At 65.5% G+C, this 15,338-nt stretch carries 11 protein-coding genes; 5 read left to right on the top strand and 6 right to left on the bottom strand.

All coding sequences use genetic code 11. The features are described from left to right. The first annotated feature begins 94 nt into the window (after positions 1-94). The 3 genes from ACIPG5_RS04965 to ACIPG5_RS04955 all read left to right on the top strand — a co-directional run bounded on the left by ACIPG5_RS04965 (position 95) and on the right by ACIPG5_RS04955 (position 3,275). The gene (locus ACIPG5_RS04965) at positions 95-1,513 is read left to right on the top strand and encodes an FAD-dependent oxidoreductase (protein ID WP_176510920.1); all 1,419 of its coding nucleotides are present in this window, start codon (positions 95-97) and stop codon (positions 1,511-1,513) included. A gap of 234 nt (positions 1,514-1,747) precedes the next feature. Next, the gene (gene hemE, locus ACIPG5_RS04960; protein ID WP_176510919.1) at positions 1,748-2,812 is read left to right on the top strand and encodes a uroporphyrinogen decarboxylase; all 1,065 of its coding nucleotides are present in this window, start codon (positions 1,748-1,750) and stop codon (positions 2,810-2,812) included. A 115-nt stretch (positions 2,813-2,927) separates the two neighbouring features. Then, a complete protein-coding gene (locus ACIPG5_RS04955) occupies positions 2,928-3,275 on the top strand; it encodes a YgiW/YdeI family stress tolerance OB fold protein (RefSeq protein ID WP_176510918.1) in 348 nt (115 codons plus the stop codon). Positions 3,276-3,375: 100 nt separating this feature from the next. On the opposite strand, the gene ACIPG5_RS04950 is transcribed toward ACIPG5_RS04955, so the two are convergent. Then, on the bottom strand, positions 3,376-4,620 hold the full coding sequence (locus ACIPG5_RS04950) for an MFS transporter (RefSeq protein ID WP_286915455.1): 1,245 nt from the start codon (positions 4,618-4,620) through the stop codon (positions 3,376-3,378). 109 nt (positions 4,621-4,729) lie between these two features. Between ACIPG5_RS04950 and ACIPG5_RS04945 the strand changes: the two genes are divergently transcribed. Continuing rightward, positions 4,730-5,629, top strand: a complete 900-nt coding sequence (locus ACIPG5_RS04945; protein WP_401373614.1) for a LysR substrate-binding domain-containing protein — start codon at positions 4,730-4,732, stop codon at positions 5,627-5,629. On the opposite strand, the gene hutH is transcribed toward ACIPG5_RS04945, so the two are convergent. After that, a complete protein-coding gene (gene hutH / locus ACIPG5_RS04940; RefSeq protein ID WP_401373612.1) occupies positions 5,622-7,169 on the bottom strand; it encodes a histidine ammonia-lyase in 1,548 nt (515 codons plus the stop codon). The genes ACIPG5_RS04945 and hutH overlap by 8 nt on opposite strands. A gap of 132 nt (positions 7,170-7,301) precedes the next feature. On the opposite strand from hutH, the gene ACIPG5_RS04935 reads away from it, so the two are divergent. Further along, complete coding sequence (locus ACIPG5_RS04935) at positions 7,302-8,075, top strand: ParA family protein (RefSeq protein ID WP_176510914.1); 774 nt, start codon at positions 7,302-7,304, stop codon at positions 8,073-8,075. On the opposite strand, the gene trxC is transcribed toward ACIPG5_RS04935, so the two are convergent. The 4 genes from trxC to ACIPG5_RS04915 all read right to left on the bottom strand — a co-directional run bounded on the left by trxC (position 8,072) and on the right by ACIPG5_RS04915 (position 15,322). Beyond that, positions 8,072-8,506, bottom strand: coding sequence for a thioredoxin TrxC (gene trxC / locus ACIPG5_RS04930; protein ID WP_176510913.1), 435 nt, complete (start codon positions 8,504-8,506; stop codon positions 8,072-8,074). The genes ACIPG5_RS04935 and trxC overlap by 4 nt on opposite strands. Before the next feature lie 127 nt (positions 8,507-8,633). Then, positions 8,634-10,094: a protein adenylyltransferase SelO gene (gene selO, locus ACIPG5_RS04925; protein WP_401373609.1), complete on the bottom strand. Its 1,461-nt coding sequence runs from the start codon at positions 10,092-10,094 to the stop codon at positions 8,634-8,636. Between the two features lie 141 nt (positions 10,095-10,235). Further along, positions 10,236-13,544 (bottom strand): mechanosensitive channel MscK, encoded by a 3,309-nt coding sequence (gene mscK, locus ACIPG5_RS04920; protein ID WP_176510911.1) that lies wholly within the window; start codon positions 13,542-13,544, stop codon positions 10,236-10,238. Between the two features lie 35 nt (positions 13,545-13,579). Further along, positions 13,580-15,322 carry a potassium/proton antiporter gene (locus tag ACIPG5_RS04915; RefSeq protein WP_401373607.1) on the bottom strand — a complete coding sequence of 581 codons (1,743 nt, stop codon included), beginning with the start codon at positions 15,320-15,322 and terminating at the stop codon, positions 13,580-13,582. Positions 15,323-15,338 lie beyond the last annotated feature (16 nt).

The following is a 15,338-nucleotide window of genomic DNA, read 5'->3' as shown; positions in this document are numbered from 1 at the left end:
GTGACGGCCCCGTGCGCGGGGCCCGTCGTGCTCAAGTGATCGTCTTGCAGCTTGCAGCCCGAGGCTGGCAACTGCGGTAAAGAGGTTTTGAAAAATGGCTGAACGTCTGAACAACGACTTCCAGTTCATCGAAGTGGGCCGCAAGGACCCGAAGAAGAAGCTCCTGCGCCAGCGCAAGAAAGAGTTCGTGGAAATCTACGAGCCCTTCAAGCCGCAGCAGTCCGTGGAGCAGGCGCACCGTTGCCTGGGTTGCGGTAACCCGTACTGCGAATGGAAGTGCCCGGTGCACAACTTCATCCCCAACTGGTTGAAGCTGGTTTCCGAAGGCAACATCCTGGCGGCCGCGGAGCTGTCGCACCAGACCAATACCTTGCCGGAAGTGTGCGGCCGCGTGTGCCCGCAGGACCGTCTGTGCGAGGGTGCCTGCACCCTGAACGACGGTTTCGGCGCGGTCACCATCGGCTCGGTGGAGAAGTACATCACCGACACCGCGTTCGCCATGGGCTGGCGCCCGGACATGTCCAAGGTCAAGCCGACCGGCAAGCGTGTGGCAATCATCGGTGCCGGCCCTGCGGGCCTGGGCTGTGCCGACGTGCTGGTGCGCGCCGGCGTGACCCCGGTGGTGTTCGACCGCAACCCCGAGATCGGTGGCCTGCTGACCTTCGGCATCCCCGAGTTCAAGCTGGAAAAGACCGTGCTGAGCAACCGCCGCGAAGTCTTCACCGGCATGGGCATCGAGTTCCGCCTGAACACCGAGGTGGGCAAGGACATCACCCTGGAACAGTTGCTCGGCGAGTACGACGCAGTGTTCATGGGCATGGGCACCTACACCTACATGAAGGGTGGTTTCCCGGGCGAGGACCTGCCGGGCGTGCATGACGCGCTGGACTTCCTGATCGCCAACGTCAACCGCAACCTGGGCTTCGAAAAGGCGCCGGAAGACTTCGTCGACATGCAGGGCAAGAAGGTGGTGGTACTGGGCGGTGGCGACACCGCGATGGACTGCAACCGCACCTCGATCCGCCAGGGCGCAAGCTCGGTGACCTGCGCCTATCGCCGCGACGAGGCGAATATGCCGGGCTCGCGCAAAGAGGTGAAGAACGCCAAGGAAGAGGGCGTGAAGTTCCTCTACAACCGCCAGCCGATCGCCATCGTCGGTGAGGACAAGGTCGAAGGCGTGAAAGTGGTCGAGACGCGTCTGGGCGAGCCGGATGCCCGTGGCCGCCGCAGCCCCGAGCCGATCCCCGGCTCCGAGGAGATCCTGCCGGCCGATGCCGTGGTGATCGCCTTCGGCTTCCGCCCAAGCCCTGCGCCGTGGTTCGAGCAGCATGGCATCCAGATGGACAGCCAGGGCCGCGTGGTGGCGCCGGAGAAGGGCAAGTTCAAGCACCAGACCAGCAACCCGAAAGTGTTTGCCGGTGGCGACATGGTGCGCGGTTCGGACCTGGTGGTGACTGCCATTTTCGAAGGCCGTACTGCGGCCGAAGGCATCCTGGACTATCTGGAAGTCTGATGGATCCTGGGGCCGCTTTGCGGCCCTTTCGCGACACAAGGCCGCTCCTACTGGATTAGCGCAATACTGTAGGAGCGGCCTTGTGTCGCGAAAGGGCTGCAAAGCAGCCCCAGGGCAGTTTTGTATACAAAATCGCTTGATCCAAGGCACTCAATAGACAAAACGCATGGTCTCATCCGTGCCTTTTGCGCTGGCGTCTGAGAAAATGCCCGCACTTTTTTGCCGGATGCCGACATGACTGCCCTGAAGAACGATCGTTTCCTGCGTGCACTGCTCAAGCAACCTGTAGACGTCACCCCGGTGTGGATGATGCGCCAGGCTGGCCGCTACCTCCCGGAATACCGCGCCAGCCGCGCCAAGGCCGGCGACTTCATGAGCCTGTGCATGAACCCGCAGTTCGCCTGCGAGGTCACCCTGCAGCCGCTGGACCGCTACCCGCTGGACGCGGCGATCCTGTTCTCGGACATCCTCACCATCCCTGATGCCATGGGCCTTGGCCTGTACTTCGAAACCGGCGAAGGCCCACGTTTCAAGAAGGTCATCAGCACCCCCGCCGACATCGAGGCACTGCCGATCCCTGATCCGCAGAAAGACCTGGGCTACGTGATGGACGCGGTCAGCACCATCCGCCGCGAGCTCAATGGCCGCGTGCCGCTGATCGGCTTCTCCGGCAGCCCATGGACCCTGGCCACCTACATGGTCGAAGGCGGCTCGTCGAAGGACTTCCGCAAGACCAAGGCGATGGCCTACGACAACCCGCAAGCCCTGCACCTGCTGCTGGACAAGCTGGCGCAGTCGGTCACCAGCTACCTCAACGGCCAGATCCTCGCCGGTGCCCAGGCCGTGCAGATCTTCGACACCTGGGGCGGCAACCTTTCGGCGGCGGCGTACCAGGAATTCTCCCTGGCCTACATGCGCAAGATCGTCAGCGGCCTGATCCGCGAGCACGAAGGCCGCAAGGTGCCGGTGATCCTGTTCACCAAGAACGGCGGCCTGTGGCTGGAAAGCATCGCCGAAGCCGGCGCCGATGCCCTGGGCCTGGACTGGACCTGCGAAATCGGCGATGCCCGCCGCCGTGTCGGCGACAAGGTCGCGCTGCAAGGCAACATGGACCCCACCGTGCTGTACGCCAAGCCAGAGGCCATCCGCCAGGAAGTCGCACGTATCCTCGCCAGCTACGGCAAGGGCTCGGGCCATGTGTTCAACCTGGGCCATGGCATCACCCCGGAAGTCGACCCGGAGCATGCCGGCGTGTTCATCAACGCTGTGCACGAGCTGTCGGCGCAGTACCATCAGTGATCTGATGGCAGCTACAAGAAACCCGGCCTGGCGCCGGGTTTTTTTTGCATTAAGTTTCAATTCAGCGATCGTCGGTAATCTGGGCCCATCGAAACCGAAACAGGACCCGATCCTCATGAAAGCCCGCTACTTTGCCCTGATCCTCGCCCCGCTGTTCAGCACTGCTGCCCTGGCCGCTGGCTACACAGGCCCAGGTGCACAACCGGTGACCACCGTTTCCGCCGCCAAGGATGCCGCTGACGACACGCCGGTGGTGCTGCAGGGCTACGTGACCAAGAAGATCAACAACGACGACAAGTACGAGTTCAAGGACAACACCGGCACCATCACGGTCGAGATCGACAACGAAGACCTTCCGCCGACGCCATTCAACGAGAAGACCAAGGTGAAACTGACCGGCGAGGTGGAAAAGCACCTGATGAGCCGTGAAGTGGATGTGGATATCGTCGAGATCGTGAACTGATCCAAAGGCCCCATCGCCGGCAAGCCGGCTCCCACAAAGTCAGCAGTGAACTGTGTGGGAGCCGGCTTGCCGGCGATGGGCCGCAAGGCAGCCCCAAGGCTCAAGCCTTCTTGGGCTCCAGCCTGCTCAGGTGCAGCGCCACGCCCAACGCCACCGCCAGCAAGCTGCCGATGAACAGCCCGATGCCGTTCCAGCCCCAGTGGTGCCAGAACACCCCGCCCGCCGTACCCGCAACGCTCGACCCCGCGTAATAACAGAACAGGTACAGCGATGACGCCTGCCCCTTGGCCTTCAGCGCCCGCCGGCCAATCCAGCTGCTGGCCACCGAGTGCGCGCCAAAGAAGCCGAAGGTGAACACCAGCATGCCGAGAATGATCAGCACCAGCGGCGAAGCCAAGGTCACCAGCAAACCACCCGCCATCACCACGATACTGGCCCAGAACACCTTGCGCCGGCCCAGCTTGTCGGCCAGGGCACCGACCTGCGCCGAACTGTAGATGCCCGACAGGTACACCACCGACAGCAGGCCAACCAGCGCCTGGTTCATGTGGTAGGGCCCCGCCAGCAACCGGTAGCCGATGTAGTTGAACAAGGTGACGAAGGCGCCCATCAGCAGGAAGGCTTCGAGGAACAGCCAGGGCAGGCCGGCATCCTTGAAGTGCATGACGAAGCCATCGAGCAGGTTGCGTGGTTTGAGCGACTGGGTGCGGAAGTTGCGCGACTCCGGCAGCACCTTCCAGAACACCAGCGCCGCCACCAGGGCCAGGCCGCCGATGATCAGCATTGCCGTGTGCCAGCTGACGAAGTCGATCAGCACGCCGGTGATCAGCCGCCCGCTCATGCCGCCGATGGCGTTGCCGCCGATGTACAGCCCCATGGCCAGGCCGATGTGCTGCGGGTGAATCTCTTCGCTCAGGTACGTCATCGCCACGGCGGCCAGGCCGCTGAGCGACAGGCCCACCAGCGCCCGCGTGGCCAGCACCCATTCCCAGCTCGGCATGACCGCGCTGACCATGGTCGACAGCGCCGCGCAAAGCAGGGCAAACACCATCACCGGCTTGCGCCCGACGCGGTCGGAGATCGGCCCGGTGATCAGCAGCCCGAACGCCAGCATGGCGGTGGAAACCGACAGCACCAGGCTGCTTTGCGCGGCATTGATCGAATATTCCTGGGACAACAACGGCATCATCGGCTGTACGCAGTACAGCAGGGCGAAGGTGGCGAAGCCGCCGCTGAACAGGGCCAGCACGGTCTTGAGGAAGGCAGGGGTGCCTTTTTCGATCCAGATATCGTTCAGCGGGGCAGGTTCGGGGTCGGCGGGAAGGGGGGCTACAGCAGTTTTCACGGGCGGGTACCTCTGGCGCAATGAAAAAAAGCATATAGCTGGCTAATGATTAGATCCAATATATTGTTCGACCTATTTAAGAGGTTTTGCGACCTACTCGGAGCTGATCATGGAACTGCGCCATTTGCGTTACTTCATCGCCGTGGCCGAAGAGCTGCACTTTGGCCGCGCAGCCCAGCAACTGGGCATCTCCCAGCCGCCACTGAGCCAGCAGATCCAGGCCCTGGAGCAGGAGCTGGGGGCGCGCTTGTTCGAGCGTACCAATCGTCGGGTCGAGCTCAGCGAGGCCGGCCGGCTGTTTCTCGACGAGGCGCGGCAGGTGCTGGCGCAGGTCGAGAAGGCCGCCGACGTGGCACGCCGCGCGCAGCTGGGCGAGTTGGGCGAGATGAAGATCGGCTTCACCTCGTCGGCGCCCTTCACCTCGAAGATCCCCAAGGCGATCCATGCGTTTCGCCAGCGCTTCCCTGCCGTGCACCTGAACCTTCAGGAAATGAGCAGCCGCGATGTCGCCGACGGGGTGTTCGACGAGTCCATCGAAATCGGCCTGATGCGGCCGATGCCGCTGCCCGAAGGCCTGGTCGCCACCGAGCTGTTTCGCGAACCCTTGGTGGCGGTGATCAATGCCTCGCACCCGCTGGCCGAAGGCACCGAGCAGGGCGTGCACATGGCCGCGCTGGCCCATGAGCCCTTCGTGTTCTTCCCGCGCAGCTATGGTAGCGGGCTGCATGCGCAGCTGCTGAGCCTGGCGCGCCAAGCCGGCTTCAGCCCGCACTTCGCCCAGGAAGCGGGCGAGGCGATGACCATCATCGGGTTGGTGTCCGCAGGCCTCGGGGTGTCGGTGCTGCCAGCCTCCTTCCAGCGCATGCGCATCGAAGGCGTGGTCTATCGCACCTTGCTCGACCAGGGTGCGACTTCGGTCGTGTGGCTGGTGCAGCGTGAGCGCGGCAGTTCGGCGATGGCCAGGGCCTTCGCCGAACTGGTCACGGATGCGACGTCCGGCGTCAGCTGAGGTGCAACGGCCAGTGCCGCTCGCCGATGCGCTGCAGGCACAGGCGCAGTTCGCGCTCCAGGGCGCGGTCTTCGATCACCGGGGCGAAGTCTTCCAGCAACGCTTCGTGCATCTGCGCCAGCGGTTGTGGCAGCGGCCGGCTGCCAGCCTTGCGGCCGCGTAGCCACACGGCCTGGTTGGCTGCCAGCAAGGTGGCGGCGGCGACTTGCTCGGTCAGCTCCAGCACACGCAGGGCGTCCCGCGCGGCGATGGTGCCCATGCTCACCTTGTCCTGGTTGTGGCACTCGGTGGAGCGCGAGAACACGCTGGCCGGCATGGTCTGCTTGAGCGCTTCGGCAGTCCAGGCGCTGGCGCCGATTTGCACGGCCTTGAAGCCGTGGTTGAGCATCGCCCGCTCGGCCTCGGCCCCCGACAGGTTGCTCGGCAGGCCGTGGTTGTAGCGCACGTCCACCAGCAGCGCTAGCTGCCGGTCGAGCAGGTCGGCGACGTTGGCCACCAGGGTTTTCAGGCTGTCCATGGCAAAGGCGATGTGCCCGCCGTAGAAATGCCCGCCGTGCAGCACGCGCTCGGCGTCGCCGTCGATGATCGGGTTGTCGTTGGCGCTGTTGAGCTCGGTTTCGATGAAGCCGCGCAGCCAGCCCAGGCTGTCGGCCAGCACACCCAGCACATGCGGCGCGCAGCGCAGCGAGTAGCGGTCCTGCAGGCGGTGCAGGGGTGGCAGCGGGGCGTCGATGGCCAGGTCCTGGCGCAGCCAGGCGGCGACCTGGGCCTGGCCTGGGTGGGGTTTGGCGGCGAACAGCCGCTCGTCGAAGTGTTCCGGGTTGCCCTGCAGGCCGATCACGTTCAGGGCGGTGATGCGCGTGGCCAGCTTGAGCAGGTAGTCGGCGCGGGCGAAGGCCTGGCAGGCCAGGCCAGTCATCACCGCCGTACCGTTCATCAGCGCCAGCGCTTCCTTGGGGCGCAGCACCAGCGGTTGCCAGCCCAGTTCACGGTGCACCTCGGCACTGCTGCGGCGTACCCCCTGGTAGAGCACCTCGCGCTCACCGGCCAGGGCAGCGGCGACGTAGGACAGCGGGGTCAGGTCGCCGCTGGCGCCCACCGAGCCTTCCTCGGGGATCAGCGGCAGGATGTCGTGGGCGAGAAAGTCGCGCAGGCGCTCCAGCAACAGCAGGCGCACGCCCGACACCCCGTGGCTCAGCGAACGCAGGCGGGCAGCCAGCACGGCGCGGGTGGCGCTGGCATCGAGCAGGCGCCCGAGGCCGCAGCCGTGGAAGGTGTAGAGGTGGCGCGGCAGGGCTTCGACATGCTCCAGCGGCACCGCGACCACGCACGAGTCGCCGTAGCCTGTGGTAACGCCATAGATCACCCCTTGCTTGTCCAGCAGGCTGTCGAGAAAGCGGGCGCCGCGCTCGATGTACGCGCGGTATTCGCTGTCATCCTGCAGCTGCACGGGGGCGCGGCGTTCGGCCACGGCCAGGACGTCCTCGATCGCAAGCGGCGACTGGCCAAAGGTTACAGGCGGGTGCGGGGGCATCGTCATCGATCATCCTGGTGTGTGGCGAAGGTTTGCGCGGGGCAGGGTAGCGCTGCCGAAGGCGTGCGGCAATTGCCGCTGGCCATTGCCGGCGCGCCGCCACATACTCGGTCATTCGTTGATACACGGAGGTCTCTCATGCGGCGCGTGGTGTTCAATCAGAAAGGTGGCGTGGGCAAGTCGAGCATCGCTTGCAACCTGGCGGCAGTGAGCGCCAGCGAAGGCTATCGGACCCTGCTGATCGACCTGGATGCCCAGGCCAACTCGACTCAGTACCTGACCGGGCTCACGGGCGACGACATCCCCATGGGCATTGCCGATTTCTTCAAGCAGAGCCTGTCCAGCGGGCCGTTCAGCAAGAAGAACAAGGTCGATATCTACGAAACCCCGTTCGACAACCTGCACGTGGTCACCGCCACGGCGGAGCTGGCCGACCTGCAGCCAAAGCTTGAGGCCAAGCACAAGATCAACAAGCTGCGCAAACTGCTCGACGAGCTGGACGAGGATTACGAGCGGATCTACATCGATACCCCGCCGGCGCTGAATTTCTACGCGGTTTCCGCGTTGATCGCCGCTGATCGGGTGCTGATTCCCTTCGATTGCGACAGCTTTTCACGCCAGGCCCTGTACGGCCTGCTGGCGGAAATCGAAGAGCTCAAGGATGACCACAACGAAGACCTGATGGTCGAGGGCATCGTGGTCAACCAGTTCCAGTCCCGCGCCAGCCTGCCCCAGCAGATGCTCGACGAGCTGCTTGCCGAGGGCTTGCCGGTGCTGCCGGTGTACCTGGGCAGCTCGGTGAAGATGCGCGAGTCGCACCACGCCAGCTTGCCGCTGATTCACCTGGAGCCGCGGCACAAGCTGACCCAGCAGTTCGTCGAGTTGCACGCGCTGCTGGAAGAGAACGCCTAGACCCCTTGGCTGCGCAGCCACTCCAGCAACGACTGCAGTGGCAACGCCCCGGCCTGGCGGCTGACTTCGCGGCCATTTCTGAACAGGATCAGGCTGGGGATCGAGCGGATGCCCAGTTGCCCGGCCAGGTTGCGGTTGGCTTCGCTGTCGAGCTTGGCCAGGCGGCAGCGGCCGCTGAGCTGGCGGGCGGCCTGCTCGAAGGTGGGGGCGAAGGATTTGCAGGGGCCGCACCAGTCGGCCCAGACATCGACCAGCAGCGGCAGGTCGCCTTTGATCTGGCTGGCGTAGCTGCTTTCGCTGAGGTCGAAGGGTTTGCCGAGCAGTACATCCTGTTTGCAGCGGCCGCATTTGGGTGCATCGCCCAGGCGTTCGGCGGGCAGGCGGTTGAGGCCGTTGCAGTGGGGGCAGGGGATCAGCAGCGGTTCGGTCATGTCGATTCCTTGTGGTGTTGGTTCGGGCCTCATCGCCGGCAAGCCGGCTCCCACAGAGTCCCCATAGCAGCTGAGCCCTGCGTAGGCGCCGGCTTGCCGGCGATGAGGCCGGTACAGCAGATCGGGTTCACGAAGAGCAGCTGATTTCCAGATGCTTGCCCCACTCCGGCGGCCGCTCGGCATAGGCCTGCATCCCTTCTTGCTCTTCGAACGGCCGGCTCAGCACCTGGTGCAGCCGCCGCACTTCACTGTAGTCCCCCGCCTCGGCCGCTTCGATGGCTTTCTGCGCCAGGTAGTTGCGCAGCACGTACAGCGGGTTCACCGCATGCATGCGCGCGCGCCGCCCGTCGGCATTGGCGGCTTCGCGCTCGCAGCGAGCGAGGTAGTCAGCGCCCCAGGCGTCGAACCCGGCAAGGTCGATGAAGTCGTCGCGTACCACGCTCAAGGCCGCAGCCACGGGCTGGTCGCCTAGCCTGCGGAAAAACAGGTTGTAGTCCACGCCGCCGCTCTGCATGCGCTGCAGCAGGCGCTCGACCAGGGCCATGTCGCCGTCTTCGGCCGTGGTCAGGCCCAGGCGTCGGCGCATCAGGTCCAGGTAGTGCGCCTGGTACAGCGGCAGGAACAACCCCAGGGCCTCCTTGAGCGGCTCCACCTCGATCACCGTGGTCAGTGCCTGGGCAAGGGCGCTGAGGTTCCAGTGGCCGATCGGTACCTGGTTGGCGTAGCTGTAGCGGCCGCGGTCATCGGAATGGTTGCAGATGAAGTTGGCGTCGAAGTCGTCGAGGAAGGCGAAGGGGCCGAAGTCGAAGGTGATGCCCAGGATCGACATGTTGTCGGTGTTCATCACCCCGTGGCAGAAGCCATAGGCCTGCCAGCGGGCGATCAGCTCGGCGTTGCGCTCGACGATGGTGCGGAACATGGCCAGGTACGGCTGCTCGGCCTCGCGGCATTCGGGGTAATGCTGCTCCAGCACGTGGTCGATCAGCACGCGCTGCTGTTCCGGCTGCTTGGTGTAGTAGAAGTACTCGAAATGGCCGAAACGCACGTGGCTCTGGGCCAGGCGGGTGAGCATGGCCGCGCTCTCGCGGGTTTCGCGCCATACCGGGGTGCTCGAGCCGATCACGCACAGCGCCCGGCTGCTGGGGATGCCCAGGGCATGCAGGGCTTCGGAGGCGAGGAATTCGCGGATCGACGAGCGCAGCACGGCGCGGCCGTCGCCCATGCGCGAGTACGGGGTCTGGCCGGCGCCCTTGAGGTGCAGGTCCCAGTGCTCGCCGGCGTCGTTGAGCACTTCGGCCAGCAGCAGGCCGCGGCCATCGCCCAGGCGTGGGTTGTAGGAGCCGAACTGGTGGCCGGAGTAGACCATGGCGCGCGGGTCGGCTTGTTCCCAGAGCTTCTGGCCGCTGAACAGCTCGGCGAAGATCGGCAGTTCGGCCTGCGCGGGGTCGAGGTCGAGCAGGGCCATGGCCGACGCGCTGGCCACGACAAGGCGAGGGTCGGCGATGGGGTCGGGCAGCACCTGGGTGGAGAACGCGTCGCCCAGGTGGGCGAAGCGGTTGTCGAAAGTGAGTTGGTCGAGGGCTTTCACGGGCTGCTCCTGGGGAACGGTGTCATGGGGCCGCTTTGCGGCCCATCGCCGGCAAGCCGGCTCCCACAGGGAGCCGGCTTGCCGGCGATCGAGGGCGCAGCCCTCGCCAGCATTCTGGCGGTCATGCCCCTTGGAGTCCACTCAGCTGGGCGCAGTGCCATCCGATTTGGGCTGTTCCAGCGCAATCATCTGCTGCTTGCCGCCCTTGGCATCCATCAGGAACACCTCGACCTGGCGCACCGAAATCTTGATGTCGTGCGCCTTGAACTCGCGGTTGATGTAGCGGTTGATCTCGTCCAGGGTCGGGTTGCGGTCGCCCAGGTCGCGCACGTGCATGCGCAGCTCGTGGTCCAGCGAGCTCTCGCCGAAATTGAGGAAGTACACGATCGGCTCCGGGTCCTTGAGCACCCGCGGGTTCTGGTGGGCGCCCTTGAGCAGCAGGTCGCGCACCAGGTCCAGGTCCGAGCCGTAGTCGATGCCCAGCTTCAGCGTCACCCGGGTGACCGTGTCGGTCAGCGACCAGTTGATCAGCTGGCCGGTGATGAAGGTCTTGTTGGGGACGATGATGTCCTTGCGGTCGAAGTCGGTGATGGTGGTGGCACGGATGCGGATCTTGCTCACCGTGCCGGACAGGTTGCCGATGGTGATGGTGTCGCCGATGCGCACCGGGCGCTCGAACAGGATCATGATGCCGGAGATGAAGTTGGCGAAGATCTCCTGCATGCCGAAGCCCAGGCCCACCGACAGCGCCGCCACCAGCCACTGCAGCTTGTCCCAGCTCACCCCGAGGGTCGACAGGGTGCTGACGATGCCGACCCCGACGATGATGTACGACAGCAACGTGGTGGTGGCATAGGCGCTGCCCTGGGCCAGGTTCAGGCGCGACAGCACCAGCACCTCGAGCAGGCCCGGCAAGTTGCGCGCCAGGGCGAAGGTGATGCCGACGATCACCAGCGCACCGAGCAGGTCGCCGAGGCTGATCGGCACCATGCTGGCGGCGCTGCCGGTGCCGCTGGTGTATTCGTAGAGGGTGAAGTTGTTGAGGTAGGCGAACACCGAGATCAGGTCCGACCACACCCAGTACAGGCCGGCGATGAAGCCGCCGAGCAGGGCCAGGCGGATCAGGCGCAGCGACTGCTGGTTGACCTGCTCGATGTCCAGCGTCGGCTCTTCGCTGATCACCTCGCCATCGAGCCCTTCCTTGGCCGCCGCGCGCTTGCTCAGCGCACGCTGGTAGGCCAGGCGCCGCGCCGCCACCGACAGGCCACGCACGAACGCGGCCTCGATCACCAGCCAGAACAGCAGCAGGTACAGGGTGTAGATCAGCCGGTCGGTGAGCTTCAGGGCGGTGTAGTAGTAGCCGAAGCACACCGCCACGAACAGGGCGATCGGCAAGGCGGTGAAGGCCACCCCGACGGCCTTGCGAAACAGCGAGGTGTCGCGGTGCGCAGGGCTGCTCAACAGCAGGCGGCTGAGCAGCCAGGCCATCAGTGCATAGCAGGTCAGCACCACGCCGATGCCCAGCACGTCGTCGGCCAGCGCCGAAGGCTGGTGCTCCGCCACCGCCACCACGCCGACCAGCGCCAGCACCACGGTCCCCAGCCGGCGCACCCAGCCACGCAGGAACTCGACCTGCGGCTTGTGCCAGCGGAAGTGGATTTCCGCCACGCCGCCAGGGGCGAGGATGCGGTAGGCGGTGTAGAACACCAGCCAGGCCTGGGCCAGCTGCCAGAGCGCGGCGCCGAGGTTGGCGTTCTGCCCGCGGGCGTCGATCTGCAGGGCGTAGCTGCACAGGGCCAGGCCCAGGCTCACCGGCATCGCCAGGAGGATGTTGATGAGGATGGCCTGGGGCGTGTGCCACTGGCTGTCGCGGCGGAAGTGGCCGATGTCCTGGTGCACCTTGCTCAGGCGCTGGTACAGGTACTTGCGCCGCCACAGCAGGGCGCCGATCACCAGCAGCAGGGGCAGGAACAGCAGCGGGCGCTGGCTCAGGCCGTCGGCCAGCTCCTTGATGCCCGAGCCCCACGGCAGGTCGGCGACCTGGGCGGCGAAGCGCTCGGGCACATAGCGCAGCCAGTCCCAGTCCAGCGGCTTGTTGCTGGGGATCCAGAACATCTGCTCGTCGAGGGTGGTGCGCAGGCCCTGGGCGGTGCCCAGCAGCTGCTTCTGGTTGAGCTGCAGGGTGATCGACTCGTTGAGCAGCGCCGACAGTTCGCGGTTCAGCCGTTCGAGCAGGTCGCTGCGGGTGATGGCCACATCCAGCAGGGCCTTGCGCAGGGCCGGGGTGACGTCTTCCTGGGGCTGGTTGGCCAACAGCTTGTCGACGTAGGTCACCGGGCTGCTCATCTGTTCGCGCTGCTGGTTGACCTCGAACTGGTACAGGCGGATGTCGGCGATCTGGTCGGCCAGGTCGCGGTCGACCTTCAGGTGTGGCAGGGCCTGCTTCTGCTTGTAGAGGATCTTGGACAGCAGCAGGCTGCCCTTGAGCACGCTGATCTGCTCGTCCAGGGCCTGGTCGGCCTGGGTCAGGCTGTCGAGCTGCTGCTTGGTGCGCAGGTTCTGCTGGGTCAGCTCGTTGAGGCGGTCGGTGCTCTTGAGCAGGTAGTCGGAAAGCTTGAGGTTGGCCGCGCTCTCGCTGGCCAGTATCGAGCTGCCACCGGCCTTCTGGGCCTCGATCGACTGCTGGGTGACGGTCTGCTGGGACTGGGCCAGGCGCTTCTCGTTGATCAGCGTCTGCAGGTCCTGAATTTCCTGCTCCAGGCGCGCGGCGCGCTCGATCAGCAGGTCATGGCGGGCATTGCCCAAGTCCTGCAGCAGGCCGTTGCCGGCCAGCTCCTGGCGGCGCAGCAAGGTCAGGGCGTTGAGCGAGGCCAGCTCGGCCACCAGCTGGTTGCGCTGGTCGGCGTTGATCGCCTTGCCGCCGTCCTTGCCGCTCTTGAGGATGTTGTTGATCTGCTGGCTGCGGATCTGGTTATTGCTGATCTCGGCCTGGGCGCGCTCGGGACGGGTCTGCGAGTTGATGATCAGGCTGTTGGCTTCCGACAGCGCCTTTTGCAGCTCGCCCTGCTGGGTATTGCGCTCGCTGAGCATCTGCTCGAGCTGCGGCACGCTGAGGTTGGCATAGCGCTGGGCCACCGGCTGCGGCTTGCCTTCCTTGAGCCGGGCCAGCTCCTTCTGGCTGTCGCTGGTTTCTTTCGGCGCGCCGGCCAGTTGCTGCTTGAGCGCGGCAAGCTTCTGCTCGCTGTCATCCTTGCTGGCCAGCAGCGTGAGGGTTTGCTCCAGTACCTGCTGCAGGGCTTTCTGGTCGGCTTCGGGCAGCTTGCGCTCGGCGATCTTGTCGAGGCTGTTCTGGATGCTGGCAGTGGTCGGGGCTTCAGCCGCGCCAGCTGCGAACGAAAGGGACAGGCACAGCCCGAGCAGGGCTGTGCGAAGGTACACGCGCAGGGACATAGGCAGACTACTTGTGGATCAGGCGAAATCGGAGTTTAGAGGAACAATCCTGGTCCGGGTCGCGTTCCTTCGGGGAATCTGACGCCGACTTTCTGGATCTTGTTCCCGTCCATGGTCGCGACGGTCCAGATCGTGCCATGCCATTCGACCTGGTCACCTACTACTGGCGCGCCTCCGACCTTCTGTCGGATGAACTGCGCCAGCGGCATTTTCGCGTCCAGGCCGTCGAGTTTGAGGCCATAAAGCGCGGCCACCGCGCCCAGTTCGGCATCGCCTTCGAGCACGAAGTCGCCGAAGAAGCGCAGGTCCAGCCCGCGTTGCGGCGCCTGGCTGAACAGCTTGCCCAGGGCCGGCAGGTTATGTTCGTGGCCGATCACGCAGAGCATGTCGCCAACTTCCAGCACGGTACTGCCCGAGGGGTGCAGCAGTTGCTCGTTGCGAAACAGCGCGGCGATGCGCGTGCCTTCGGGCATCTTCAGCTCGCGCAGGGCAGCGCCAATGCACCATTTTTCCGCGCCCAGGCGGTAGACGAACAGCTCCCACTCGCTGGTGACGTGCACCTCCAGCGCCGAGCGCGAGATCGGCGCCGGGTCCGGTGGCACGGTGACCTTCAGCAGCTTGGCCATCCACGGCAGGCTGGTGCCCTGCACCAGCAGCGACACCAGCACGATGAAGAACGCCAGGTTGAAGAACAGCTGGGCATCCGGCAGCCCGGCCATCAGCGGGAACACGGCGAGGATGATCGGCACCGCGCCGCGCAGCCCAACCCAGGAGATGAAGCCCTTTTCCCGGCCATGGAAGGCCTTGAACGGCAGCAGCGCCGCGACCACCGACAGCGGCCGCGCCACCAGGATCATCCACAGCGCCAGGCCCAGGGCCGGCAGGGCGATCGGCAGCAGGTCGTGGGGCGTGACCAGCAGCCCCAGCACCAGGAACATGCCGATCTGCGCAAGCCAGGCCATGCCATCGAGCATGTGCAGGATGCCGTGGCGGCTGCGGATCGGCTTGTTGCCCAGCACCAGGCCGCACAGGTACACGGCGAGGAAGCCGCTGCCGTGCAGGGCGTTGGTCAGCGAGAACACCACAAGCCCGCCGGCCACCACCAGGATCGGGTACAGGCCGCCGGCCAGGTTGATGCGGTTGACCAGCTGCAGCATCAGCCAGCCACCGCCCAGGCCCAGCAGGCCGCCGATGCCGAACTCGCGCAGCAGGTGGGTCAGAAGGCTCCAGTGCAGGCCGGTCTGGCCGCTGGAGATCATGTCGATCAGGGTGACGGTGAGGAACACCGCCATCGGGTCGTTGCTGCCCGACTCGATTTCCAGGGTGGCGGTCACCCGCTCGTTCAGGCCCTTGCCGCCGAGCAGCGAAAACACCGCCGCGGCGTCGGTCGAGCCGACGATGGCGCCGATCAGCAGGCCCTGGATCAGGCTCAGGTTGAACAGCCAGGCCGCCACCAGGCCGGTCAGCGCGGTGGTGATCATCACCCCCACGGTGGCCAGCGACAGGGCCGGCCACAGCGCCACGCGAAAGCTCGCCACACGCGTGCGCAGGCCGCCGTCGAGCAGGATCACCGCCAGTGCCAGGTTGCCCACCAGGTAGGCGGTCGGGTAGTTGTTGAAGATGATGCCGCCACCATCGACCCCGGCGACCATGCCGACCGCGAGGATGATGACCAGGATAGGGATGCCCAGGCGCGACGACAGCGAGCTGACCAGGATGCTTGCGCCCACCAGCAATGCGCCGATCAGAAACAGGCTGTTGATGGTGCTGGCATCCAAAGGCAGTACTCCGGTA

This window comes from Pseudomonas sp. NPDC087029 (genome assembly GCF_044745345.1).
Lineage (GTDB): Bacteria > Pseudomonadota > Gammaproteobacteria > Pseudomonadales > Pseudomonadaceae > Aquipseudomonas > Aquipseudomonas faucium.
This window is presented reverse-complemented; position numbering and strand designations above follow the sequence as displayed.

What these genes read in the sequence shown, in the direction of transcription:
- ACIPG5_RS04965 (WP_176510920.1), top strand. Translation starts at nt 95, where the DNA reads ATGGCTGAACGTCTGAACAACGACTTCCAGTTCATCGAAGTGGGCCGC.
- hemE (WP_176510919.1), top strand. Translation starts at nt 1,748, where the DNA reads ATGACTGCCCTGAAGAACGATCGTTTCCTGCGTGCACTGCTCAAGCAA.
- ACIPG5_RS04955 (WP_176510918.1), top strand. Translation starts at nt 2,928, where the DNA reads ATGAAAGCCCGCTACTTTGCCCTGATCCTCGCCCCGCTGTTCAGCACT.
- ACIPG5_RS04945 (WP_401373614.1), top strand. Translation starts at nt 4,730, where the DNA reads ATGGAACTGCGCCATTTGCGTTACTTCATCGCCGTGGCCGAAGAGCTG.
- hutH (WP_401373612.1), bottom strand. Translation starts at nt 7,169, where the DNA reads ATGACGATGCCCCCGCACCCGCCTGTAACCTTTGGCCAGTCGCCGCTT.
- ACIPG5_RS04935 (WP_176510914.1), top strand. Translation starts at nt 7,302, where the DNA reads ATGCGGCGCGTGGTGTTCAATCAGAAAGGTGGCGTGGGCAAGTCGAGC.
- trxC (WP_176510913.1), bottom strand. Translation starts at nt 8,506, where the DNA reads ATGACCGAACCGCTGCTGATCCCCTGCCCCCACTGCAACGGCCTCAAC.
- mscK (WP_176510911.1), bottom strand. Translation starts at nt 13,544, where the DNA reads ATGTCCCTGCGCGTGTACCTTCGCACAGCCCTGCTCGGGCTGTGCCTG.